The following is a 23,983-nucleotide window of genomic DNA, read 5'->3' as shown; positions in this document are numbered from 1 at the left end:
TGCTCAGGGCGAAATAGAAGAAAATATCTTTGGCCGTTTTATTGAACCTCTTGATTAGCCGAAGCAAGAATGGAATCCTTTTCCACTTCTGATTTTAGTTCAATATTTTGAACATAATATGTAAAAAAATATTCTTGGATGGATTCCGCAGGTACTTCTAATATATGTATCGCTTTACATATTTCCGGCTGTTTCCAAAACCTTTTGCCGTTTAATTTTAACGATAACGTTCTTTCCGACCATTCCATTGCCTGGGCAAAGGCTGCTTGTGTCTTAAACTTGTTAGCAATCTCTTTCCTCAATTTCCTGTAATCAAACACCAAATGACTTCCCTTCTTCGGTTAAATGTTTTGAACTATCTCTATCTTACAGGGTGCTTATCCTTTTGTCAAGATAAAATTCAATTTTTTTAACTTTTTGTTTTTTATATTGAACTTTTGTTCAATATATGCTATATTTTGATTAAAGGCGGTGACAACATGAAAAAAGAAAATACTTCTATGCGGTTAAAAATGATGATGGAGGAGAGAAACCTGCGCCAAATCGATATTTTAAATATGGCCATGCCTTATTGCGAGAAATATAAGGTAAAAATGAATAAATCCGATATCAGCCAGTATGTGTCGGGGAAAGTGGAGCCCAATCAGGATAAGCTGGCCGTATTGGGCATGGCACTGAACGTAAATGAAGCTTGGCTCATGGGCTATGATGTACCCAGAGATCGAATTTCTTCCTTTAAGCAACCGGTCAAACTATCTGCCGGCGCAAAGGACTTGTTGAGCACCTATGCCCGATGTTCCCCAGATGGGAAGCAAAAAATCGTCACCTATTCGAGAAAAGTTCTCGATTTAGAAAAGGAAGAAAAAGCGGTAGATCATCTGATGCCGATTGCCGCTCACAATGACGATATGTCTCCAGAGCAGATTGCTCTGATGATGCAGGACTTAGAAGATTTATAGTGTTGATGAATGATTTAAGGGGTTGATGTCTTTGACATATGAAGATCTAATGAAAGAAGCAGAATTCGCAGGAATTCAGGTTCAGGAAAAGCATTTTAGTTCCAATGCGAAGGGGTTGTGTAAAGGAGCTAAAATTGCTATTAATTATAAGATAAACAATCGGGAAAAACTTTGCGTTCTAGCCGAGGAATTGGGCCACTATTATACTACAGTGGGAAATATTTTAGACCAAAGCGATACCTCAAACGTAAAGCAGGAGCACAAAGCGCGGGCTTGGGCGATTGATAAGCTCCTTCCTTTCGAACATTTTGAACGAGCCGCTAACGCTGGCTGCCGTACCCCCTCTGATGTGGCGGAGTTTCTGGACCTGGATGAAGAATTTGTCCGGGCTAGCATGAGCCATTATGAACGAAAATTGGGCATGGAATTTCCCATTCGCAGAGACGATTGAGGCACGGTAACAAATGAAATTTTACATATTTTATAAGAAAAGAGGAAGCTGCTCCAAGCTTCCTCTTTTTTGTCTAGTTTCAAGCTGCCTATTAGCAGCGATCAAATTCTGGGTTGAAGGCATAGAAATTCCGGCTGTTCAAGTTATCCTGAACAACCCGCAGAGCTTCGCCAAAACGCTGGAAATGAACGACTTCTCGAGCTCTTAAAAACTTAATTGGTTCAATGACATCCGGGTCGTCGGCTAACCGCAGGATGTTGTCATAAGTAGTTCTCGCTTTCTGCTCTGCTGCCATATCTTCCATCAAGTCTGTGATTGCGTCTCCTTTTGAGGCAAAACAGGTGGCATCAAAAGGAACCCCTGCTGCAGACACTGTATAAATGCCTGTAGTGTGGTCTACAAAGTAATCACCAAAGCCCGCCGCTTTAATCTGTTCAATAGTCAGTCCCCTGGTCAGTTGATGTACGATAGTTGCAATCATTTCAAAGTGGCCGATTTCCTCTGTACCGATGTCGGTTAATATACCGATGCACTCTTTGTATGGCATGGTATAGCGCTGTGATAAGTATCTGAGCGTGGCTCCTAGTTCCCCGTCGGGTCCTCCACACAGCATCTGACTATAATACAAAATACCGGGTTTAATGCCCGGTATTTTTGAAGTTTAGTGCATGAGGATTGCACAGTTTGTAACACGATTATAAACTAACATTCTATATCACTCAAGAACATTATTGCTAAATATAATAATTTGATACTTTCAAATGCAAATAATCACGGATTACAAACTTTGCACGCCTCATACCCAACAGCAGTTGCATCCAACTTTGTTTTAAAATAAGCTACATTCTCTGCCTTGATGCTGTTTACATATCTACAATCTAATTTATGATATTTTTTTGTACCGTTATTGCCAACATAGGCTGCCTCAGCTTGTGTTACCGATGGGGTAGCGGTGTTTTTTTCAACATGGGTAGCAGGTACAGTACCTTCAGTATTTGTTTTTATAACTACCGTCTGAGCAGTCTGGTCCCAGCTTACGCTAGCTCCGAAAGCCTCTAATACTGCTCTGATTGGTAAATATGTACGGCTGTTAACAACTTGTGCGGCAGTATCAATATCCTGTTTGTTCCCATTAACTATGATGTAATTTTGGTTAATAGGCACCTCAACTTTATTACTGTCCTTTGTAACTATGGCCGTTTGAGTTTCTTGATCCCAGCTTACTTGGCATCCGTAACCCTCCATTGTCACCCTTAGTGGTACCTGCGTACGATTTGCATTATCCACAAACGCAGCTCCAGTGTCATTGGTAAAATCAACTTTTACGCCGTTAATGTTGACTCCTATATTTCCGGCAAAGGCCATAGAAGCGGAAGCTGCAAAGACTGCAATTGCCAAAATTGTTGATAGTAATTTCCTTTTCATAATCTCCTCCTTAGAATATACTTTTACCATATTGTACCACTATTTGACACTATATGCGGTTAATTATTTCGACAAGGCTCGATTACACAAATAAAAAAGCCGTCCTACTAAGGCGGCTACATGTACTTTTTTTAATTTGGTTCTTTATACTCCAGCGCCCTGGAGCTGTCACCAGTCCCGGAGGTGGTCGGGTCCACCATGATACCGATAGCCCCCAGCAGATTAACAATCAGGCCGAAAACCTGTGTCACTTGCTCTTCTGAGATGGGCGCCGTGATGCCCAAGATTCCCAGAACCTGGTAGATAAATGCTGCCAGGCATGCCAGCAGAGACAACAGTGTAGTCTTATTTTTTAATCGCAATTTCCAGTTAATTTTCATGGATATGTTCCTCCTTAAATTCGTCTATTCTATGATGAGCGGATTTCGTGGACTGCTCCACTACCACCATCCGTTCCATTAGCCCATTATGAATATCCTGCTTCTTTTCCAGGACATTCAGTTTTGTCATAACAGTACCGTAAAAGGCCCCAAAGGTTACCCCGTAAGACACCAGGCTGATGAGCAGCCCAGTCCAAAATTCTGTGCTCATATGGCCTCCCTACTGCACCGCTACGGCAATCTTCTTCACCAGCGTTTCGCCGTACTTATAGAAAAGCAGGTACTGGATGGTGTTGTCATCCAAACCTGCTTTTTCTTTGACAATTCTCTTCGCTTCATCTAATGTGATATTTTCCATGGTTTTTACCTCCTTGATGTTTTTCAAATACGGCTCTGGGTCTACGCAAGTGTTATTAACCCGCAACTCAAAGTGCAAATGGAGCTGGGCGCCCACGCCGGTGTTGCCCATGGTGCCGATACGGTCCCCAGCTTTTACTTTTGTTCCCACGGCACTTCCGGCTTGCTTTAGGTGCTGGTATAAGGTTTTTATGTTTTGGCCTTCTATGGTGCCGTGGTCCAGGAGGACCACCCAACCCCGCAAGTTATTGTAGTAACTGCTGACTACGGTCCCGGGCAGAGCAGCCGTCACCGGTCCGCCGTCTGTAGCCGTGTATGGCTTGCTTTTGTCCGTCCCTATGTCCACACCCATATGGTCGGTAGATGCTCCGGCAATGTTGGTCTTTCTCGGGCCGAATCCGGATGTGATGCGCAGAGGGGTATATGGTAGATGTTGTAGCTGCATAATTCTTTTCCTTTCCGCCTTTAGCTTAAAGGCATATAAAAAGACACGCATGCGCGTGCCCGGTTTTCAGTTATAATAAAAATTCTGGATACAAGAAAACCACGGATTGCTCCGTGGCTCTGACTGTTTTATAAATTATCCATTTACACGTACATAGATTTGATAAGTCTCACCCTCTAGCTCTGCTTTAACGATAGCTAGACCTTTCTTTACACCTGTAACTTGCCCCTCAGCAGACACTGTCGCAATGCTTTCATCCATAGAACTCCAGGTTACTAGACTGGGGTCGTCTGTCAGATATAGCTTTGCTTTCTCTCCCGCTTTTAAGTGAACCGCCAGACGTAATTCATCTGCAATTCCTTCTACCACTTTCACAGGGATATACTCCTTAAAAGTGCCATCTGCGTTCTCAGCATAAATATCTGTATCGCCAGCACTGACAGCGGTTACTTTGCCATTACTGTCCACTGTGGCTACAGCATCGTTGGTAGACGACCAGGTGAAGTTCTGGTTGTTGGCTAAGTCAAAAGCTGTGCTGAGCTGGACGTTTTCGGTGGTGTTTAATAATACGGATAATTTATTAGATGTTTCACTATCTGGGTTTCCTACTTGAAGAGCTTCTATTGAATTTAAACTTCCAGAGGTTCCCTTCCCCCCTATTGCATAAATCTTTCCATTAACTGCTTCTGACGAGAAACTATGTCTCTCTATAAGCATGGGTACCCCCTTACTCCAACTGTCTTGTCCTATATCATAAACCTCCACCACATTAGTAACACCTTTAAGCTCTCCCCCCATTGCATAAATTTTATTATCTACCACAACAGCAGTTAAATACTTCCTGGCCGTTGGCATGCTTTTTAAAACTTTCCATGTATCTGCCGTTGAATCGTACACTTGCAACGCACGACTATCATCACTTCCCCCAACCAAATAAATGTTTGTCCCCTGTGTACACACCGCATACATGGCAGTTTTTATAGGAGTTTTTTTCTCACTGCTTATCCACGTTTTTGATACCGTATCATATATTGACATATTTGTTGTGGAATCTAAATAATTCCAAGTAGGCATATATAAATTATCTCCAATAACAGCCACGCCCATACCTTCTTTTAAGTTAGACATATTCTTCTCAACTGTCCATGTATTTGTAGATAGATCATATATTTGCATAAAGCCACCAAGAGCAGTATTCCTGCATATAGCATATACTTTATTTCCTACGGCAACAGCCATAGTGGAGTCTGGTATTTCAGGCATGGGAGTTCCCATTTTCCACGTGTCGGTTTTAGTGTTATAAATTGTAACCAAATTACTCTTTTCTCCACTTAGAACAAAAATGCGATCTCCTACTACACAAGTGTCAAATCGATATGGAGATGTGGGCATCATCATTTTAGTCTGCCATCCTTCCGCTTCTGCCGCCCAAGCACTCACACTCGACATGCCTAGTACCATACACAATGTCATTAAAATTGCTATAAATCGTCTCATATTGTTTCCTTCTTTCTTTATTGTATATTTTAACAATATTGTTTCATGTTTCCACATTTATTTCAATTCTGTTTTTACATATTTTTCTATTATACAATTAAGATTTATACTTTAACAACAGGGAGCCCGAAGGCCCCTATCATTCCTACTTCTTGATCAGTTCCATGTAGTCTGCTTCTGCCGTCTTCCAGTTGAAAACTTCTGGAATGCCTTTGTAGATGTCTTCTCTCTTCTGCATACCTAGGCGCACACGGATCTCATACTTAAGCATGTCCTCAGCCACACTCATGTCTTTGCTCTCTGCAACCGCAATTTGTCTGATAGTTGCATCATACTTCTTTGTGAACTCTTTCTGCTTTGCTCTTTCTTCCTTAGTCATAATGACCTCTCTTTCTGCCTTTCGGCTTAAAAAATGTATTAAAAAAACACGCTTCATTGCGTGATTTTAACTGATTATTTTTCCTCTCCATAAACTTCTTTATAGGCCTTTTGCTTGCATTTAAGCACATAGGCATTGTATGCCTCAAACACTTGCTTGTACGTTTCGTTTTCCATGTCAGATAGGTATTCCCGCATAATCTTATTTTCGTCGTCATAGCTATACTTTTCATGGATATACTGGATAGATAGCGCATCATGCCGTTCTTCTAAGCTTAATTCGGTAATGTCCCATTTAAAACTTTTTTGCTGTGGGTCGTAAAGCATACCCGTTTGTACCCCTTGTGGATTCTCCCCAATGTCTATACAGCTTACCCTTTCATCTTTAATGGGTAAGCCCATTTCTGCACCACCTATTAGCGATACGATATGATTGTGGTTCAATACTTGCGCAAACATGCTGTTCCTCCTTAGTATAAAACTATCAAAAATCCCGGACTGCCTTTGCCAGTCGCTGAGCCTGCCGCCGATACGCTTCCTCCTCCCGCACCGAAGCCGCCTGCATTTGCACCTCCAAACCCACTATAGCCTCCGACACTCCCTCCCATCCCAAAAACTCCACCGTATCCAGGGTATCTGTCAACAGAGGTTCCTCCAGCCCCACCCAAAGCCGTTCCTATTTTGAAATCCAGGCCTCTAAAAAAATGGGGGTAGTTGAGTTTAAAAATTCCGCCTGCCGCCACATTTTCAAACCCAACTGGTTTTGCTGGAGGTGTGGCTTCAGTCCCCACGCCTCGAACTCCATCCAGTCCAAGGATGGTCGAGCCAAATGAAATATTGCTGCTCAAATCACGACTACCTGCAAGCAGTGTCCTAAGTACCCCAAATACGGTATTTCCGGCTCCTACGGTTACGGGAATCGACTGTCCTGGGGTTACTGTATACTTTTCAAACATACAGGGTTCCCCGGCTAACGCTCTTGACACTCTATTGCCATCTGCGCCCGCAGCACAGCCTACTAGGTAAACGCTAGTAACCCCAGCAGGTACTGTAAACGCGCTGTTAGAAGTAAATGTTTCGTACTTATAGCTAATGCTGTTCAATACATTTATCAGATTCATCGAGACCTGAAGTGCTTTCTCTACATTGGCATCCCCCACTGTCAGGCCGTAGAGAGTGCGGACAGCTTCAGAAACCTTAGTTTTTACTGCTTCTAAATCCTGCCATGTCGCCGTACCACCCGCTGTATTTTGCAGTATCTGTCCCACCGTGCCTCCAGTCGGGATATGCCGATTGCCCGGACTGGTTGGATGGCTGTAGTTGTTCGCCTCATCCTCCACCCCATCCAGTTTAACCTTATCTGTAGCGGACATGAGACCGTTTCGCGCCGAAGTCGCCACGGCCAGCAGTGCGTTTATGGCTTCGTTTACTGTAGGTTCATCGCTCTCCAGACCAAGGGCGTCCGCCACGGTGTCTGTGAGCAGGTTAGCCTTATTAAGAGCCGTTCCTTCTACGTCCCAGCCGATAGCGTTATATAAAAGGTCTATCGGCAACATCCCGTTGATTAAAGCGGTCCGGAACTCCGCAAAAGTCGTGGGTATCGTCGCCGGAGCCTTTAGGAGCCTACTAGTCCCTTCCCCCTTTATAATTCCGTCTTTCATTTATCTGTCACCTCCATGAGCGTCGCCGCAGCGTAAAAAAACAGCGGCCATGCGCTGTAGCAATGTATCTATATTTTTAAGGTTCTGCTCTAAGCTATTTATATCATTCCAATCCAGGCTATTCCAGTATCGAATTTGCGGGCTATCCGGCAGACGATAAAGGGCGTCGAGCAAGGCATCCACATTGTGCCGGATTCGGTCTATCTGCCCCTGGTATGGAAAGTCCTGCATAATCCAGTCGGTTTTGACTGTTATGTCAATGCTATACCCGTAGGTATTGAGCTGCCCGGCCAGATAGGCGCAGTTGCTCTCAATGCGATTTAGGTCCGTATAATTTAGAGCTCCCTTGCTTGCTTCCTGATTGTCCGGCCTGGCATCGGCATAGATGACGTCTGCCAAGGTACGATTTGTAATTGGTTGTATCAGCGGCATCACATCCCCTCCCATGCTTCTGTGTTGGCCTTTAAGTACCCACTATACCAAAATTCTTCTTGGGTTGTAATGGCATTTCGATTCTCGTTATAAGCATCATAAATCTTGACGGTATCTCCTACCTCCCGAGCCGGGTTGCCCCTCTCTGGAAGGCTGTAAGTAATTCGCTTCTGTAAAACGTCCAAAATCCATTCTGCCGTATCGGAACTAATTACAAGCGGATTGTTGACAGTCTGTACTTTGTCCACTTCCCCCGCCTCCTTGTTTGAGGCGGTGTAAATCGCCTCTATATCAGCGTATTCATCCCGAGAAGTAACCTCCACCTTGTTTATACGGTCCGCTACCGACACCTTGGCGGGCTCGGTAAGCTTGCTATTATCTAAGGTATCCGCTGTAGTACTTAGTGCGAGCTCTACAAATTCCAGTTCATCCTCTCGATTGAAAAAGCAGACCGCTCCAGCTGCCTGGGCAATTAGCCGAATAGCCTCTTTATGCGTGACATCAGGTGGGATGCACCTGCCTATGATTCTTGCTCCCACGGGGGCTGGAATATTAGTCATAATTGGCAGTTCGCTATCTACAATTACCGCCGCAACCGCCTCAGCAACTACCCAGGTCCCGGTAGTTCCAATTCGACAGATACCCTCCATGAAATAGAACCAGTCGTGGGCCAATAGCTTTGCCGTCATAGATTTATCTTCGGCACTGGAGGAGGTATAGTAAACTCTCCCCATGTTGACCTGTTCAATTGAATACTGGGTCTCACCGACACCTATTGCGATATCCAGTGCTTGACCCTCTTGCAGATACTTATAGATTCCCTGAGGGTTAATCATGTTGTAGCGCCGATCAAGGTTTTCTACAGTTATAGAAAGTTCATTAGTTGGGATATTCTCCATCCACGGAGAAATCTCATACAGAAGATTCAGCTCCGTTGTATTGGTGTCGTCAAACATCTGCACTATACCAAAGACCACTTCTGCGATTCGTACTCGGCGATATGGAATAGGGGTTTTTAAGAAGGTAAGCTTAACTTTTCTGTATCCATCTACCGGAGTATCAGAAATATACACAGTCTGGTTGTTTCCTGCTACAACGTCCTCACCCAGGAGCACGCCGTCGCCGTCGTAAGCTTCTACGGAAAAATCTGATGCGTACTGATATGCCTTATCATCGAACACTATGGTAAAACCGATGGAGGATTGGCCCGAAGTAAAATTAAATTCCAATACTTGTGGGTTAGTGAAAGTGCCATCAGCTTCTGACATTTCTCCGCTCCACCATCCAACCTGTCCGTTATCCCTTTCATCAGGTAGAATATACGAACCATCCAGGACGAAGTAATTATGTTCAAGTGATGCTAGCCTTTTGTCCATACCATCTACTCGATCATGGGTCTGCGCAAGCTCCGATATTGCCGCTTCACTCGTGACGGAAGCGGCTGCATTCTCCGCCGCATCAACGTCAACCAGCTCAAAGCTAACCTTGATATTTGACCATCTTTCGGGGCTGTATGGGTTTTGACTTAATGACTGCATGTAATCACCTCTCCACCAGGCTTACGGAAATATCTTTATATCGTATAACACCGTTGCGATAATCCAACGCCCCGGCCTTTCGGTCTCCTGCATAAAAGGTTCCCGTCTTTTTTGCATTATCCTGAGGGTCTATGTATTCTACCTGAAAAAACACACCCGAAACGGCTTGAAATAACCTACTTAGATCGTCATTAGATAGATACTGCCAGGTCGGCTCCAGTTTTCGTTTGGTGGCAACCCGCTCAATAAACATCTGCCCATTAGCGGCTCTTTCTGCCTTAGAAAGGTCTTGAATACCAACCTTCAGCTCGGAAGGAGTTGGCATATCTATTCCTTTTATTTTTAACATTTTCTCCCCTCCTTATATGGTCTGTAGAATCGGTTTATATCCAAGTAGTGTAGCTTCTTTGTTCAGCGATTTTAAAGAGGCCCTGGCCAATTCTCGGTCATTAAGGTTTATGATAATATCCCCGTCTCCTCTTTCAGGTTCGGCTCCGGAAAACTGCATCGCCCCCATCATGGCACTGCCCACAGCACTGGCTATCATGTTTGTAAGATCGTCAAGAGGAGAAACAACTTCCCGACCTCCAGGATTGTCTCCAATCATAGCCAATGTCGGGCCATTTGTAATGCCGCCTTTTGCAAGTTTAGGGATTGTTGGGGCTGTGATTTTATCTATATTAATTCCAAAGGTTCTGCCGCCAATATCCGGAACCCAATCTGGAATAGATATCTGGATCGAGTTCAGTTTATCAATGACGTAGTTTAGCCCGACGGTTACAGCTTGTATCATCCCATTAATGAGATCAATAACGATGTTCACCACGCCGTGTACAATACCGCCAATTCCTTCAAAGATTCCCTTGAATATGTTTACTATCCCTTCCCATGCCTTGGACCAGTCTCCTGTAAGGACACCCGTGATAAATTGGATAAGGCCTTTAAGCACCGTAATTACAGCGCCAATCACGTCAGCGGCAACGGCAAGAAAAGTACCTAGTACGCTTACTATTGTGCCAAATACTACAGCTATCGGCGGACCAAATCTCTCCACAAACTCTTTTACAAGCGGCAGAATAAATTCATTGATTATTTTTAGGGCACAGACAATAAATTCAGCCACCAAACTCGTAACATTACTGAGCAGCGGTTTGAGGTGTTTGCTCCAGAGCCAATCTACCGTTTCCATGAATGTATCGAATACCGGTTTCAAAGTGGTTTCCCATACAGTCCTGAGTAGTTCTCCTACTAGTGTAAACGCTGTTTTTATTCCTTCAAAGATTGGGTTTCCATATTCATTCCAGGTCGCTGCAATAACATTGACCGTATCAATCCAGATTTTAGTTACAAGACTTAACGCCGGAGCAACCGCCTCAGACCATATCATATCAAAGATTTTCTTTACTTCTTCAAATAGGACTGTAAAGAGACTTACAGCTTTATTTAAGAAGTCTGTAAGCACTGGCAATCCAACAGATATAAAGTTGGTTAAAGTGGGATATACCGCACGTTTCCAAATGTCCGAAAAGACCATATTAAAACTGTCAAAAAGTCCAGAAACAACAATGCCCATCGACTTAATTACGTTTTGTAAAAAAGGTGTAAAGTCTGACATGAACCAGTTCTTTAACGGAGCACCATGGGCTCCTATGTCGGCCCATACTCCTGCTAAAATAGATTGAAATTCTCCAATTTTGGGCTTTATCAACTCTATCGCTTCCTGAAATGGCGGCGCCAAATATGTATCAATATACGATTTGATTTCCCCTATTCGGTTCTTCATGGCAGAAATCGCACTTTCAAAGTCTGAGCTTACACTTGTGTCTTCCCCCACCTCAATATCAGTAACCGGTTCTGCGATGGCGGCCCCAGAGGAACTCTCTCCGCTTCCGGACGAATCGGATGGATCAGCAAGGGAGTTGATTTCATCAAATCCAGCAACAGAACCTTTTGCCTTTTTTCCTGCTGCCGCTGCCTTTTTTCCTGCGGTTTCTGCTGCATCTCCTACTCCAGCGATTGCGGCAGCCTGTTCTTCCGTTTTAGCTACTGGCCCTGCTACAGCTTTTCCGAAAATCGCTTGGGTGAAGTATTTGAGTTTAGAAGTCACCGCCTCTATCTTATTCGAAAGTGCTGTTAGTACCGGTAGCACGGCATTATATATAGGCAAAAAAGCCTGTCCGAGATTCAGCTGGATATTCTTCAGGCTCGCAATAAACATGGCTTGCCTGGTCTGTGTGGTATCAGCCAGGGTATCTCCGTAACGAGCATAGGTCTGCTCTAGTATCGCCGCAAGTCTTATCTGCTGTTGCACCTGGAAATCAAGCTGTGCCCAAGACTTACCGTTTGCAAACTTTTTAAAGGCATCTGTACTCTCAATCATAGAAACATTCGTGTAAACACCTAAGTCCTCAATCGCCTCGGTGGATCCCAGCATACCAGATCGGATTCTTTCAGCCGTGTCTTCATAGCTTCTACCTGTTTTACTTGATATGACAGCGGCAGCCTTCATCAGCTCCTGAGTGCTATCAGCTGTTTGCTTTGTGCTTCCCGAAAAACTGCTGAGGAGGTTGGAAAAGGTGGAGCCGTATTTGTAAGCATCGGCCTTCGCCATTCCAAAAGCTTTTGATTGGGTTTCCGCCCATTTATTAAAGGCGGCAGAGGAGCTGCCCATATTTCGGCCAATATTGTCAATAGCACTTTCAACGCCCATGGCCATAGCCGTAGAATCTTTAACAAGTTTACCAACTGCTAGGCCGCCCAAGACAGCTCCCGCAACTTTCAATGATCTACTGATATTGCTCTGAAAACTAGCTAGCCGCTTCTGGGTCTGATCTAGGCCCTTCTTAATGCCAGTTCCCGCGACTTTCAATGATCTACTGATATTGCTCTGAAAACTAGCTAGCCACTTCTGGGTCTGATCTAGGCCCTTCTTAATGCCAGAGAAGTCAGCTCCGCCTCTTACTATAAAATTACTTTTCGCCACCTGTTTTCACCTCCTTTCAGGCAATAGAAAAAGCACCCCTAGAAGAGTGCTTTTTAATAAATCTTATTTTAAAAGTTTTTCTTTTTCACGATTAAATTCGTCTTGTGTCAATATGCCTGCGTCAAGTAATTCCTTAAATTTTAACAATTCATCAGCAACAGATGTTTTTGGTTCACAAGGTTTATTTGATTCCGTTATAATTGATAGCATTGATAAAATTTCTTGCGCTTCGCTAAAATATTGTCTATATAGAGAAGAGTCTGCCATCAACTTCTTGTTAAAAATATCAATATAAGCAGCTGGGTCGTCATTGTTTCTCACGGTAATTTTAATTTTCAAACTGTTAACGGACGATTTCGTCTTCTTTTTGCCAACAACACTCCCAACTATAGCTCCGACGCCCCCATATACAAGACCTCCAATAGCTGCCATGCCCAAACCGCCTTTTGTAACGCTCTCACCATCTTCAAGCAATTCAAAATTAACAATATCATCAAATTTATATACTATAGGATCTAGCCATGACTTCGTAGGTCCGTTCCTTAATCCCATCCAGTATCGATTATTTTCATCAAATTCTGCGCATTGCCCAATTACTTTTGTTGCCGAAAACTCCGAAAGTCGGCTTTTATTTATTTCATTAAGATTCATCGCTTTTTCCGCTTGTTTTAAATTTTTTGTTTTTAGTGCCAGATGAGGTAGAAAAGGCCCGCACCTTTTCAGACAACTCCGACATAGGTAACCATCTGCAATATCTGCGCCTTGATCCGTATTCCCACACAAACTGCATTTTTCTACCAAGAAAATTCCCATAATAGTACACCACCTCACTAAAAATAACAACACCTTTTCCACTATTATACAACATACCGTCATATATTTTCTTGTTCAGAGTACTTTATAGCCAAATCTTCTATCTGATCACATATTCATATTCATCATTGCCTAGAAGGAAAATGACTTTTACTGGTTTTTGAGATTCCTCCACCTCTTGAGGGCACTCCGCCATAAAATGCACACCAAGGGAAGTAAGAGGTGCTATGCTAGTAGAATAACCAAATCCAGTACTAGAATCTTCTGGTACTGAAAAAGCTGTGTATTTATAGCCATTATCATAATCTATTTTTACCGACATGACTTCGTCACAATTAAGCTCTTGCTTCTGAATGTTTTTAACATCTGTATCTACATGAATATATACTTTTCCGGATTCTGCTGGATAATGCGTATAGAATGAATTCGTGTTATCTGGGAGAACATCATAGGAAAACTCTATTTTATTTATAGTCACCTCTGCCCTATCGTCTGAAATCACCTCTCCTATACTTACCGTCGGAATCTCTCTATTCTTTAATTCAGCGAGTATTTTTAATTCCAGGTCAATAGAAGAAAACAATTCTTCAGCTTTCTCACTGTTGGTCTCTAAAGCAAATTTACCATTAACAGGCATGTCCTCCAGGATTGTATATTCAGCTTTTTGTTTTTGATAGTCTTTTTCACTTTCAAATTCATAAATCTTCACAACTGAATTTTCCATATAAAATATGGCCCCTGCCTTTGCCCCCACTAACTGAAATAATGGCTCCTCTACTTCTCCATCAATCCCTTTTTCTTGAAAAACTGAGACCATCTCAGCTAACGTTCTGCTATCTGCCTGCTTTTTTTGCTTAGAACCTGCATCCTCTCCTTGAGCGCAAGATATAAGTGTAAATACCATAATTAAAACAGACACTAGACATAAAATTTTCTTCATAATACACACCTCCAAGTACTTTATATGGTAACATATTCCAGCATTAGAGTGCAATGTTTATTTTTCCTCAACTATTCCCCCGAAAACAGTATTAAGCGCTTTCACGCGTTCCAGCATCTGATCATCTGTCATTGGCTTTTTTTTCTCATCGGAAGCAAATATCTTCTTAATATTAATCTTCTTCTGCCATACCCACCGAGAGATCAGATATGCTTGAGCAATGCTTTCTTTCTGCTCTTCTGCTTTTCGTTTTGCATAGCCTTTCGCCACTATAGAAAGTTCAAAGGGCGTAATCTCCCAAAACTCCGTTACTGGGATTCCGATATGGGCGGCAAGCTCCAGCGCTCCGGCCACGCTGAACTCTTCCCCGCCGCCCTCTACTCGTTTTTTCCCGGTTCTTCCGCAACACCGAAAGCCTCCTCCATTGCCGTCTCCATAGCCTTCATAACTTCAGTCAGGGTTGAATAATCATCAATAAGATCCATCACCTTATCTGGTGTGAGGTTTTTATCCTCATGGGCAAGTCCAGCCCAAACCAAGGTTGCCGATTCTTCCATAGTCAAACTGTCCATATCAATTTTGGCGATGGGTGCTTTCAACTTTTTTTCTATTAGTGATATGGCTTTCATACCATATCTGAAATTTCGGACCTTGTCCAATTCAATCGGTGTATATCCCATTATCCGCTACCTCCTGTTCCCACCGTCAGGGTTGGCTTGCCACTGACTTTAATCGTTGCAGAAAAGGCCAGAGGATCCTCCAGATCTGCACTCGTAGAGAACCCTGTTACAACACCCTTAAATTCCCATTTCGTACCTGTTTCAGGAGGAAACTCAATCACGAAATCGTCTACCTCCCCGCTCTCAAACAGGTCGTACAATTCCTTTTGTCCCTTTCCCGTGGCCGGGATCAGGAAGCCTTCCAAAGATACCTCTCCTGCATCCTTAAATCCAGCAATAAAAGTTCGGTATCCTCCATCACTATCCAGCGTAGTTGTATCTATTGTGTCGGCTGACAGCTCCAGCCCCCCGATAGAGGACAGCCCCGCCACCGCCACAGGAGTGGTTTTGCCTATTTTCAGCTTGGTTCCTAGCGCTCTGCGTACATCATCACTCATTTTATATTTTCCTTTCTGCTAAAAATAGATTGTGAAATCAAGGATTCCACGATTTACTTTCAGCTCAAATTCATAGGTTTCACTTATGTTATTAATTTTTACGTCCTCGACATGAATCTCATCCTTCCCAATATCCTTGCCAGGCAGGGCGATTAGAAAGGCCTCCACCTGCTCAGCCAGAGCTTTCATATCGGCATATTTTGTCGCCATGATGCTAAACATGTACGATAACGCCTGTTTGCTGGTATAGCCCTCCAGCGTCTTTGTGCGTTGCGTTGTGACTCTGGTATAGACGATATAGGGACGTTTTGACGCCTCCGGAGCATTAGTTGGATAAATGTTTCCGGCCAGCTCCGGGATTGCTTTTTCCAGTTCATACCTTAGCTCTTTTTCCATTATTTCACCCGCTTTACTTTTCGCTTTAGCATCCACAGAAGGAGTTTTGCGCGCAGCGGAAGCTTCTGCTTTTCAAGTCCGTCAATAATTTCTTGTATTTTCTCAACAAACTCCTGTTGGAGCCTTTCCCTCTCATCCATTTATTTCAGTCCCGCCTTTCCGATCTCCTGATCAATCTTTGTTTTCATGGTGTCCACAACAATTCTTTCCATTTGTTTCGCATTACCAGCCATGCTATCGTGGATAAACCTATATCCGGGAATATATCTGCCATTTCGGGAAAAAAAACCATATTCCTGGGAAATAGGGTAGTAACCGGTGATTTCGCCCTCCGCATTCTTCTTTTGAAAGATGTCGTTCATGGTAGGATCAAATATGATGCGGTATACCTTCTTACCCTTAAAGCGTGACTTTTCACCGAAAAGCTTCATCCCCCGCTTCAGGTCACCGGTATCGACAGGGGCATTTGATCTAGCTCCCTTCAAAATAATATTCATACCTTTACGGGCCGATGAAGTGACATGCTTCTGAGGAACTTCACCAAGCTTTTTCAAACTCTTTTGCAGCTCCTTCATGCCCTCAATCTTAAACTTAACCTTCACCATCTGGTATCCTCCTGCAATAACACAAAAGTTCTTTATGGAGAGATTTAACGTCGATGGCTGAAAGAATCTCGTAAATTTCATTATCGTGCTGGATTCGCATATCACCCGTGATTCCTGTAATGTACCGAGAGTTGAATTTCACCTCCACTTTCGCTTCCGTGGCCACGGCCTTAAAAAACTCATTTCCAAGTAGTGGGTCCTTAGCTGCCCAGACGGTCTTAAAGGCTGTCCATTCGTCTACCTGCTCTCCGTAATCATCTTGACCATGCTCTCTTTTCAGAAATGTAATCTTATTTCTGTATTTTCCTGGATTCATGTTTCATCACCACCGTAACAATATTTCAATTGCAGCAAGATGTGGCGAAGCGAAAAGGCCATTTCTTCCGTTACCTCTCCAACCGGCAGCCGATTCTCATACCAGTGTGTCACCAGAATCTTGACAGCAAGCTTATATAGATTGTTATCATAGTCTTTCACTGCTCCGGCATTCTCCAGGTAAATGTCTGCGGCTGAAATAAGACCCTTGACCTGAGAATCATCATCAGATCCATCCACGCGCAGATAATCTTTTACTTCCTCAAGCATGGCTGTTTCAGCGCTCATTTGGGCCTCCTCTCTAAAGAAGAGGGCCGAAGCCCCCTTACACAGTTACCGTCACTTCTCCCTTAACAACAGCTTCTTCATCAATCGTCTTAATGTCCAGTCGCTCCCGAACCTTTGCACCAGTAAGGTCCTTACTCCATAAGTCACCCGCCTCCGTAGAGAACTCAATCGACAGGGTCTCCCGGTCAAAGATTGTAATTGCTTCTTTGAAATCGCCACAGTACAGCGGAATCTTTTTATCTGTTCCCTCAACAGTGGATTTCAGTACCTTGTTGGAGGCAACAATCACCGGGTACACGCCAAACAGCAGGCGCTGCGTTGCATTTACCGGGTTAGGCTGCAAGATGTACTTTTTATCCTGGTCCTTTAGCTTGTCAAGCCAGTTGAAACCGTCTTGGTTGGTCAGCACCTTAGCGCCCAGAGCGATGGCTGGATCGAGCATTGTGTTAAAGATGTCCTTAAGGTCATCAAAACCACTTACGGCATGCGTATTTGCTCCTCCAAAGCTTTCCTCCAGCTGTGCAAGGATTAAGAAATTCCTGGTGACCTTTGCCTTCTTGGCAATCCACTTTCTCAGGTACCCGATGATATTCTCCGCGGTATCCTGTAAGAGTTCTCTGGTGACTTTTAAGATGCCTCCCTTTTTCTTGACCTTGTAGTCAATCGTGATAAACTGCGGCGTATCAACATCCGGAAACTGGGCAGCTTCCTCTACGTTGTCAAAGGGTACCTGGTCCGCGTTGGCTTCAATTACCCGGCTGCCGCTTAACGTAGAAACGGGCTCTGTATTAACAAGCAACTCAAGAGCATCTTCTGTTCTTCTCAGCTCTTTAATCTGCGTGCGTAGGTCCTCCGGAACGGTTACGCCACCATCAGACACGCCTTGCCCGTTTGGATCTTTTTCAGTCATCAGATTTAAGATTTCAAGGTCCTTTTCGCTCGCGGGCCGCTTCAATATGCCGGCCTTAACTACATTAACAAAAGCCCCTAGGATGCCGTCCTTCTTATCAGTGACTTCTTTCGCCTTGCCGGTTGCAATGTCCTCCTCAGCTTCTTCCTGTTCTTCGTCGTAAAGATCCTTGGCAATGTCAAAAGCGGCTTGCATCCTTTCTAGCTCCGCCTTAGCTATCTTTGCCTCGTCTACCTTGTCATCCTCTAAAAGCTGTTTGGCTTCTGCTTTCTTTGCATTAATAGAATTAAGCATTTTTAATAATTTTTCATTCATTTTCTTATTTTCCTTTCTCTAAGTAAAATCAATTTCCAGTAAAAGTCGTTCTTTCTCGGCTGCATGATCTAGCTGTGCGGCCGGTTTTTCCGCCGGCTCATGCCTCTTGTCCTCGGGATCTTCTCTTGCGCCATCCGGTCGAAGGGTGAAAAATTCAGTTGGCGCATTTTTGAAGTTTTTCAGTAGAGCTGGGTCAAACTTAGCTGCAACTTGCTTCTCGCCAATCACCTCATCGCATAGCCCATAATCAAGACATTCTTGCGCCGTTAGCCACGATTCCTCATCCATAAGCGTTATCAAAGCATCTTGCTCTAAGACATCTCCTGCCTTGTTTAAATAGGCCTGCCGGATTGTCAAATTCACCTTGTCCAGCATCTCTGCTGCTTCGCGAAGCTCCCCGGAATTGCCCCAGGTGACACACCAAGCGTTGTGTATCATCATCATAGCGTTGTTTGGCATAATAATCTTGGTCCCTGCCATGGCGATGACCGATGCGATACTAGCAGCCAGCCCATCTACATAGACGTTTACAGCACATTTCTTCGCCTTCCGGCTTAGGATGTTGTAGATGGCATTGCCCTCAAACACATCACCACCCGGGGAATTGATATAGACGTTAAGGGTCTTGATTTCTCCTAGAGCATCCAGCTCGCGCTTAAAGCTTTGCGCAGAATGAGCGGCATAGCCTGCGCCCCATGATGCAATTTCTATGTACAGGTATAAATCTGCCTCATCTTGGACTTTCGCTTTAAACTCCCAATATTTTTTATTCTTCTCCGGCATCAGCTGCACCTCCCTCCTTGTCATATTGCTTTCCAACCATCTCAATTGGAATATAGTTTCCGTTCATAAAAAGCCCATCTCCCCCCTTCTCTCTTGGCTTGTCCAGGTATTCCCTGGCTTCATTCGGTGTATAGATTCCATTATTCACAGCTCTCGACAACATCTCTATTTGAGTTTGGCTGTCGGTGCGCAGGATAACTTTCTCATTGAATTTATAAAAGAGCCCTTCTTTGAGCTCTTCTTCTGTAAGTGTCTTATAGTTTATTTCTTCCTCATACTGTTTCAAAATGAAGAGCTCCGTGTCAACATAGAAGCTTAGCTGCTGCATCTCAGAGTTAGCATAGGAGGATTTCTCGTAATCATTAATCTGGTTTGGCTTGATACCAAGAGCCCCAGCAATTTGCAAGGCACTGAATTTCTTTAATTCAAAAAATTGACTGTCCGTAAGCTTGATATCGAGGGGAATCAGCTTCATCCCCAAAGGTACCGGAACAATCTTACCGGCGTTTGCAGCCCCGTTTGCAAAGCGTTCAAAGCCTGCAACTAACCGTTTCTGTGCGGTTTCATCCAGATCTCCCGTGTATTCTAGCGCCGCTTTTCCGGTTAGGCCTGTCCTATATAGGTTATTCATGAAATTCTGGCTTTCAAGACCACCTTCCAAGGTTGATTTTAAGATATCCTTTACCGGAATGCCTAGGATTCCATCAAAGCTGTATGAGGTCTTAAAGTGCATTACTTCACTGGGCCGAAATACATAATCTTGCCCAGCGTATTGATCCACATAGCTATACCAGATGGAGCCTTTAGCTCCGAATATCCCTGAATCGTCCACATAGACCCGGACGCTGTCAGATGGCATAATCCAGAAATCCATGATTTCAAAACTGCCGCCGTACTTCGCCCTTCTAAACTGCCTCCTAATCCAAACGTAGGCATTACCGTAATGATTACGGTTTTGCTCCACTGCCGCCCAGAAAATCGAAGGCGTCATGATGTCGTTTGGCCTGAGGTTGAGCAATCGATGAGCCTTGTTTGGCTTCGCCTTCTTAATGCCGTCTTCTGTGTTCTGGTATAATTTCAGCGGCATCTTGCCCAGGGTTTCAGACAGCATTTTCAGGCAAGTGAAATAGGTCACTTCACTCACAAGGTGCTTAGGGGTTTTGCTAATTCCCAGCCACTCCAGCAGCTCTCCACTCTGCATGTCTGCTGTCCTTCCCCCTACGTTCTGCATTATCTTATTGTAAATTCTTTTTAATACATTCAATCTCTCACCTCCTTACCACCCCATCATACTCAGGTAGTCCTCTGTCAGTTTGCTTAAATCAACGCTTTTATCAACCAGGTAGATTTGGCTGTAAGGGAATATCATGGCCACTACCAGGTCAATACGGTGCTTATTTTTATTTACTTTTGCAAGCAAGATATCGTCAGTCGTACGGCCATGGACCGTTGTGGCATTACTCATGTTCCAATCCAGCAGCTTATTCTTTTCGTAAAACACATTTCCAAGATACACATCATTTCGAAAACTTTTCAGCGGCGGACTTAGATTGCCATAAGTCTGTTTAATCAGCACCACCTCGTAGTCTTCTGCTAAGGACTGCATCATCTGCACCGCGTTGTAGGGATCCGATGCGATAACTTTAATTCGGCAGCCGTAAGTCTCCTCTATGGAACGAATATGCTGCTCAACCACGTTATAGTCGACAATATCTCCCTTGGTGATGGTACAGTAGCCCAGCTTCTCCATCTGTCTATAGTCAATTCGCTCTCTTCGGGCCGCTAATGAGTTCTCTGGAAGAAAGGCGTGAGCCTTTACGAAATACTTGCCGTTCTCCTGGTAAATAATATCTACCGCCGTCAGGTCAGTGGTTAACGATAAGTCAACGCCCACAGCAACCTCTTTACCCTTCAGGTCAATCTTCCCTACTTCGCACTTCTTCCATTTGTCAAAAATGATATAGGGATCCTCTTTGACATCATTTACAAAGACATTCATGTGCTTGGTTAAGAACTCGGTACGCTCCGAAGGCTTTTCGAGGGCAGCTTTGCGATTGTCCCGGATTTCTTGATAATTTTCCGGTATCCGCAGCGGGTTTGCTTGCTGCAAGCCGATATCATCCCACTCGTGCCCCTCTTCGGCATAATAAAGCAGTGCAAATAACCGGTCGTCTTCTAGGATGCCGTCATACACCTTGCGGATGTAATCCAGCTCCTCAATCATGATACTTTCTGTTTCTGCATAGGCTGTCGTGATTTTAAACCGGAGGGGATTTCTCACACTGAGCTGGCCGGTCTTCATCGCATCAATATTGCTTTTATCCCGAAAAGCTCCGATTTCATCAGCAATGAACGCACTGGGCTGAATGGAGTTATTGCGATTTGCTTCGGAGGTTCTCGCTTGATAAAAGCTACCTGTTAGCTCACAGGTGATTGGGCTGCTCAGTGTTTTCGATAGTTTAAAATATTTCTCAATTGCTGGGCTTGCTTGAATGATCTGCGTCATTGCCTGCTTAACCCGCCCTGCAAGTTCCCGGTCAAGGCATATGGAATAAAACTCCGAATAACCGTCTTCCGTGAGCATGAGGATGATGAGAATAATTGCGCAAATAAACGTTTTTGCATTTTTTCGTGGAATGAAAAGAACAACATCGCGGTATCGATATTTTCTGGGGTCGGCTTTAAACCTCCAGCCGAAAATATTGACAAGAAAAAAAGCCTGGAAATCTTCCAGACCATCTAATATAGATTTGCCAATTACGCCTAAGCCCGTTGCAAAGAAAAGCAATGACAAAATCCCTTGTATTTTATTCACTTCACCGCTATCCAAGTAAAACGGATAGCCTTCTTTTTCCTGCTGCTCTAGATTACTTAAAAACCATTCACACTGCTTTTTAACTTCTTTAGTGGTGATCTCCTCTCCGGATATAGCCCGCTGCGCATACTGCTTTGCTTTCGCCAACAAGTTTAACCACCCCGCAATACTTTAAGGAGTGGATCTTCTTTTTCCTCGGTCTTTTTCGGTATAGTCCGCAGCGCCGCAGCAATTGTCATAACATTTTCCTTCTCAATCTCCAGAAGCATCTTGCGCTTGGACTGCACCTGCTTATCAATGGCCAGCATGGCTCCATATATTTTACCCAAGTCACTAATGACAGCTCGAAGCTCGTCAAATTCTACATCACTACCGAGATCATCCAGCATCTTTTCCAGCTTCTGTGCTTGATCGTAAATCTTTTCCCTCTTCACTTCAAGGTCCAGACATTCGGCCTGCATCATGCAGTATCGGTTGATTACAGGCTCGTAGATAGCATCATTTTTCTCAATCGCTAAGAGCAGCTTATTGATTCGTGAAAATTCCTTGTGTGCTGTGGGATTCCTTTTTACTTCCGGACGTTCCTTTAATGCCGTGCCGGTAGCTAGCGCGTCTTCGCCTTTTTTTCGTTTATCCAGTTCCGCTTTCGTCCGATGGGATTTCCCTTCGGTTACGAGTACGGCATATGGTTTTGCCGGTGTTGGCATTAAGATCACCTCCTTCAAAGACTGATGTGGGAATTTTTTTCAAGCGAGGGAGGCACAGTGGCATCCGTAGAGAGGTCTAAAACTTTTCAGGTACCCCCTCCCCCTCCAAACTCAAGCTGCCACTGGTTCAGAAGGCTAAATAGCAGCTTCTGCGCTTTTATTTTATCTTTCAGGTATAACTTATGGATCATGCTGTGGTTGCCCTGACCTTCCTGTGCCAATGGTATCAGGTTGCGAGGGTCAAGCCGCCGCTCCCAGTCTTCACTGAGTTCCACGATATGATGAACCATGTCCGCATATACAATCTGCTTGTTGATGTAATACTCATAGAAATCGAGGCCTTTATAGTTGCGTATTACTTCTGCTCTTACATGCTTCCACTGTGGAGAGTTATAGAATGCTGCGGCCTCTTTATTACGGATATGTTTGTCATAGCGCCTATGCTTGGCTGCCTGCTCCTGCTTTCTTCTAGCCTGGCATTCATCGCAGTAGGGCGCAGAGTAGTCTATAAGCTTACCGCATGTACATGTTTTCTTAAGTGCCATCACCTCACCTCTCAATCGTTTCGTTTTGTGTAATAAAAAAGAGCCTTTAAAGGGGCTCTTCGTTCCTGAGCTTATAGTTCCAGAATAATGTTTCCTTTTGCCACATCCACCAAGCTCCGCAGGTCTTGCATCCCTCTTGTGCTAGCATTTTTAATGGTTAGTCTGCAATTTTTATCATGGACTGCCTTAGCCATAGACATTAAATCCCCCTGGCCGTGCTCACTTATGTCTATAACGATGTCAGCCCCTGCGTTGATAAGGCTTAATATGTCCCGAATACCCATGTAATCAAGTCTCCTTTCCCTTTTTTATTTCATCATATCCCCAAAGCTTCTAGGCTTCAACACTATACGCTCGACATTATCCGCCATAATGCACCATAATGAAATATCCACAAAAAACTCAGAAATTATAAAGATGTGATAAAAGGAGTAATATTACCAACTTTTCTTAATACCATACTTATCGTCAGATATAAGAAAAGAACCACCGCTGGGATGGTCCTTAAAATTCAGTCGTCATCTTCCTCTTCTAGTTCTTTAAGGCGTGCCAATATTTCTCCAATTTCTCCCCCCGAACGTCCTTCTTCCGCTAATGCTTTAGCAAGATCTTCTTGGTCATATCTCATTTTCAATCCTCCCCGTTTTTCCTTTTATAATACTCCCAAATATTACAAATATCAACACATTATACTGACAAACCTTTGTTGGGATTTTTTTAAGTATAATCCTCTTCTTTCGGAATATGATGTAAAATATTCCTGTGTCCGAGAAAGGGGAAAGAAGTATGCAACTAATCGTCAGTGTAAATTTCAGTGTAGATATTACGCTTATTGCATTTATGATTTTAGCGATTATTTTTAAAAAAACCGGTTTCAATCAAAATATAAATATAGGCATAAAAAAAGTTTTTTCAACTTTGAGGGTAA

33 protein-coding genes are annotated in these 23,983 nt (G+C 43.7%); 2 read left to right on the top strand and 31 right to left on the bottom strand.

The features are described 5' to 3' along the window. Positions 1-38: 38 nt before the first annotated feature. Complete coding sequence (locus Ami103574_RS04550; RefSeq protein ID WP_246213226.1) at positions 39-320, bottom strand: DUF739 family protein; 282 nt, start codon at positions 318-320, stop codon at positions 39-41. A gap of 159 nt (positions 321-479) precedes the next feature. Between Ami103574_RS04550 and Ami103574_RS04545 the strand changes: the two genes are divergently transcribed. Both Ami103574_RS04545 and Ami103574_RS04540 read left to right on the top strand, forming a co-directional pair. Beyond that, complete coding sequence (locus Ami103574_RS04545; protein WP_163065497.1) at positions 480-959, top strand: transcriptional regulator; 480 nt, start codon at positions 480-482, stop codon at positions 957-959. 49 nt (positions 960-1,008) lie between these two features. Further along, on the top strand, positions 1,009-1,410 hold the full coding sequence (locus tag Ami103574_RS04540) for an ImmA/IrrE family metallo-endopeptidase (RefSeq protein WP_163065496.1): 402 nt from the start codon (positions 1,009-1,011) through the stop codon (positions 1,408-1,410). A gap of 91 nt (positions 1,411-1,501) precedes the next feature. Here Ami103574_RS04540 and Ami103574_RS04535 read toward each other — a convergent pair whose 3' ends face one another. The 30 genes from Ami103574_RS04535 to Ami103574_RS04390 form a co-directional block, all read right to left on the bottom strand. Next, the gene (locus tag Ami103574_RS04535; RefSeq protein ID WP_163065495.1) at positions 1,502-2,023 is read right to left on the bottom strand and encodes a manganese catalase family protein; all 522 of its coding nucleotides are present in this window, start codon (positions 2,021-2,023) and stop codon (positions 1,502-1,504) included. 158 nt (positions 2,024-2,181) lie between these two features. Next, complete coding sequence (locus Ami103574_RS04530; protein ID WP_163065494.1) at positions 2,182-2,835, bottom strand: stalk domain-containing protein; 654 nt, start codon at positions 2,833-2,835, stop codon at positions 2,182-2,184. A 131-nt stretch (positions 2,836-2,966) separates the two neighbouring features. Continuing rightward, on the bottom strand, positions 2,967-3,215 hold the full coding sequence (locus tag Ami103574_RS04525; protein WP_163065493.1) for a phage holin: 249 nt from the start codon (positions 3,213-3,215) through the stop codon (positions 2,967-2,969). Continuing rightward, positions 3,205-3,426, bottom strand: a complete 222-nt coding sequence (locus tag Ami103574_RS04520; RefSeq protein WP_163065492.1) for a hypothetical protein — start codon at positions 3,424-3,426, stop codon at positions 3,205-3,207. The genes Ami103574_RS04525 and Ami103574_RS04520 overlap by 11 nt, the downstream gene beginning before the upstream one ends. A 9-nt stretch (positions 3,427-3,435) precedes the next feature. Next, complete coding sequence (locus Ami103574_RS04515) at positions 3,436-4,017, bottom strand: M23 family metallopeptidase (protein ID WP_163065491.1); 582 nt, start codon at positions 4,015-4,017, stop codon at positions 3,436-3,438. Positions 4,018-4,152: 135 nt separating this feature from the next. After that, positions 4,153-5,514, bottom strand: coding sequence for a Kelch repeat-containing protein (locus Ami103574_RS04510; RefSeq protein WP_163065490.1), 1,362 nt, complete (start codon positions 5,512-5,514; stop codon positions 4,153-4,155). A 145-nt stretch (positions 5,515-5,659) separates the two neighbouring features. Continuing rightward, positions 5,660-5,893: a hypothetical protein gene (locus Ami103574_RS04505; protein ID WP_163065489.1), complete on the bottom strand. Its 234-nt coding sequence runs from the start codon at positions 5,891-5,893 to the stop codon at positions 5,660-5,662. Positions 5,894-5,967: 74 nt separating this feature from the next. Then, the gene (locus tag Ami103574_RS04500; protein ID WP_163065488.1) at positions 5,968-6,351 is read right to left on the bottom strand and encodes a hypothetical protein; all 384 of its coding nucleotides are present in this window, start codon (positions 6,349-6,351) and stop codon (positions 5,968-5,970) included. 11 nt (positions 6,352-6,362) lie between these two features. Continuing rightward, entirely contained in the window at positions 6,363-7,553 is a 1,191-nt protein-coding gene (locus tag Ami103574_RS04495; protein ID WP_163065487.1) for a hypothetical protein, read from the bottom strand. Continuing rightward, on the bottom strand, positions 7,554-7,985 hold the full coding sequence (locus Ami103574_RS04490) for a hypothetical protein (RefSeq protein ID WP_163065486.1): 432 nt from the start codon (positions 7,983-7,985) through the stop codon (positions 7,554-7,556). Next, on the bottom strand, positions 7,985-9,523 hold the full coding sequence (locus tag Ami103574_RS04485) for a hypothetical protein (protein WP_163065485.1): 1,539 nt from the start codon (positions 9,521-9,523) through the stop codon (positions 7,985-7,987). Before Ami103574_RS04485 ends, Ami103574_RS04490 begins: the two co-directional genes overlap by 1 nt. Positions 9,524-9,527: 4 nt before the next feature. Then, the gene (locus Ami103574_RS04480; RefSeq protein WP_163065484.1) at positions 9,528-9,872 is read right to left on the bottom strand and encodes a DUF6711 family protein; all 345 of its coding nucleotides are present in this window, start codon (positions 9,870-9,872) and stop codon (positions 9,528-9,530) included. Between the two features lie 12 nt (positions 9,873-9,884). Continuing rightward, complete coding sequence (locus tag Ami103574_RS04475; RefSeq protein ID WP_163065483.1) at positions 9,885-12,506, bottom strand: phage tail protein; 2,622 nt, start codon at positions 12,504-12,506, stop codon at positions 9,885-9,887. Positions 12,507-12,569: 63 nt separating this feature from the next. Beyond that, positions 12,570-13,319 (bottom strand): SHOCT domain-containing protein, encoded by a 750-nt coding sequence (locus Ami103574_RS04470; RefSeq protein ID WP_163065482.1) that lies wholly within the window; start codon positions 13,317-13,319, stop codon positions 12,570-12,572. Positions 13,320-13,419: 100 nt separating this feature from the next. Beyond that, a complete protein-coding gene (locus tag Ami103574_RS04465) occupies positions 13,420-14,259 on the bottom strand; it encodes a DUF4352 domain-containing protein (RefSeq protein WP_163065481.1) in 840 nt (279 codons plus the stop codon). Between the two features lie 57 nt (positions 14,260-14,316). Further along, a complete protein-coding gene (locus Ami103574_RS04460; protein ID WP_163065480.1) occupies positions 14,317-14,613 on the bottom strand; it encodes a hypothetical protein in 297 nt (98 codons plus the stop codon). Between the two features lie 23 nt (positions 14,614-14,636). Next, positions 14,637-14,939 carry a hypothetical protein gene (locus tag Ami103574_RS04455; protein ID WP_163065479.1) on the bottom strand — a complete coding sequence of 101 codons (303 nt, stop codon included), beginning with the start codon at positions 14,937-14,939 and terminating at the stop codon, positions 14,637-14,639. After that, positions 14,939-15,376: a phage tail tube protein gene (locus tag Ami103574_RS04450; protein WP_163065478.1), complete on the bottom strand. Its 438-nt coding sequence runs from the start codon at positions 15,374-15,376 to the stop codon at positions 14,939-14,941. The genes Ami103574_RS04455 and Ami103574_RS04450 overlap by 1 nt, the downstream gene beginning before the upstream one ends. An 18-nt stretch (positions 15,377-15,394) precedes the next feature. Then, positions 15,395-15,772: a tail completion protein gp17 gene (gene gp17 / locus Ami103574_RS04445; protein WP_163065477.1), complete on the bottom strand. Its 378-nt coding sequence runs from the start codon at positions 15,770-15,772 to the stop codon at positions 15,395-15,397. Further along, entirely contained in the window at positions 15,772-15,912 is a 141-nt protein-coding gene (locus tag Ami103574_RS04440) for a hypothetical protein (protein WP_163065476.1), read from the bottom strand. The genes gp17 and Ami103574_RS04440 overlap by 1 nt, the downstream gene beginning before the upstream one ends. Continuing rightward, complete coding sequence (locus tag Ami103574_RS04435; protein ID WP_163065475.1) at positions 15,913-16,377, bottom strand: HK97-gp10 family putative phage morphogenesis protein; 465 nt, start codon at positions 16,375-16,377, stop codon at positions 15,913-15,915. Next, complete coding sequence (locus Ami103574_RS04430) at positions 16,364-16,693, bottom strand: phage head closure protein (RefSeq protein WP_163065474.1); 330 nt, start codon at positions 16,691-16,693, stop codon at positions 16,364-16,366. Before Ami103574_RS04430 ends, Ami103574_RS04435 begins: the two co-directional genes overlap by 14 nt. Next, the gene (locus Ami103574_RS04425; RefSeq protein WP_246213195.1) at positions 16,690-16,980 is read right to left on the bottom strand and encodes a head-tail connector protein; all 291 of its coding nucleotides are present in this window, start codon (positions 16,978-16,980) and stop codon (positions 16,690-16,692) included. The genes Ami103574_RS04430 and Ami103574_RS04425 overlap by 4 nt, the downstream gene beginning before the upstream one ends. A gap of 37 nt (positions 16,981-17,017) precedes the next feature. Further along, complete coding sequence (locus Ami103574_RS04420) at positions 17,018-18,205, bottom strand: phage major capsid protein (protein ID WP_163065473.1); 1,188 nt, start codon at positions 18,203-18,205, stop codon at positions 17,018-17,020. A gap of 18 nt (positions 18,206-18,223) precedes the next feature. Then, positions 18,224-18,988: a head maturation protease, ClpP-related gene (locus Ami103574_RS04415; protein WP_163065472.1), complete on the bottom strand. Its 765-nt coding sequence runs from the start codon at positions 18,986-18,988 to the stop codon at positions 18,224-18,226. Continuing rightward, the gene (locus Ami103574_RS04410) at positions 18,972-20,252 is read right to left on the bottom strand and encodes a phage portal protein (protein WP_330587189.1); all 1,281 of its coding nucleotides are present in this window, start codon (positions 20,250-20,252) and stop codon (positions 18,972-18,974) included. The genes Ami103574_RS04415 and Ami103574_RS04410 overlap by 17 nt, the downstream gene beginning before the upstream one ends. 12 nt (positions 20,253-20,264) lie before the next feature. Further along, positions 20,265-21,950 (bottom strand): terminase large subunit, encoded by a 1,686-nt coding sequence (locus Ami103574_RS04405; RefSeq protein ID WP_246213194.1) that lies wholly within the window; start codon positions 21,948-21,950, stop codon positions 20,265-20,267. Between the two features lie 5 nt (positions 21,951-21,955). Then, on the bottom strand, positions 21,956-22,510 hold the full coding sequence (locus Ami103574_RS04400) for a hypothetical protein (protein ID WP_163065471.1): 555 nt from the start codon (positions 22,508-22,510) through the stop codon (positions 21,956-21,958). Positions 22,511-22,596: 86 nt separating this feature from the next. Continuing rightward, positions 22,597-23,055: an HNH endonuclease gene (locus Ami103574_RS04395; RefSeq protein ID WP_163065470.1), complete on the bottom strand. Its 459-nt coding sequence runs from the start codon at positions 23,053-23,055 to the stop codon at positions 22,597-22,599. A 71-nt stretch (positions 23,056-23,126) separates the two neighbouring features. Beyond that, on the bottom strand, positions 23,127-23,339 hold the full coding sequence (locus tag Ami103574_RS04390; protein WP_163065469.1) for a hypothetical protein: 213 nt from the start codon (positions 23,337-23,339) through the stop codon (positions 23,127-23,129). Positions 23,340-23,983: the final 644 nt, after the last annotated feature.

Source organism: Aminipila butyrica, from assembly GCF_010669305.1.
In the GTDB taxonomy this organism is placed as follows: domain Bacteria; phylum Bacillota; class Clostridia; order Peptostreptococcales; family Anaerovoracaceae; genus Aminipila; species Aminipila butyrica.
This window is presented reverse-complemented; position numbering and strand designations above follow the sequence as displayed.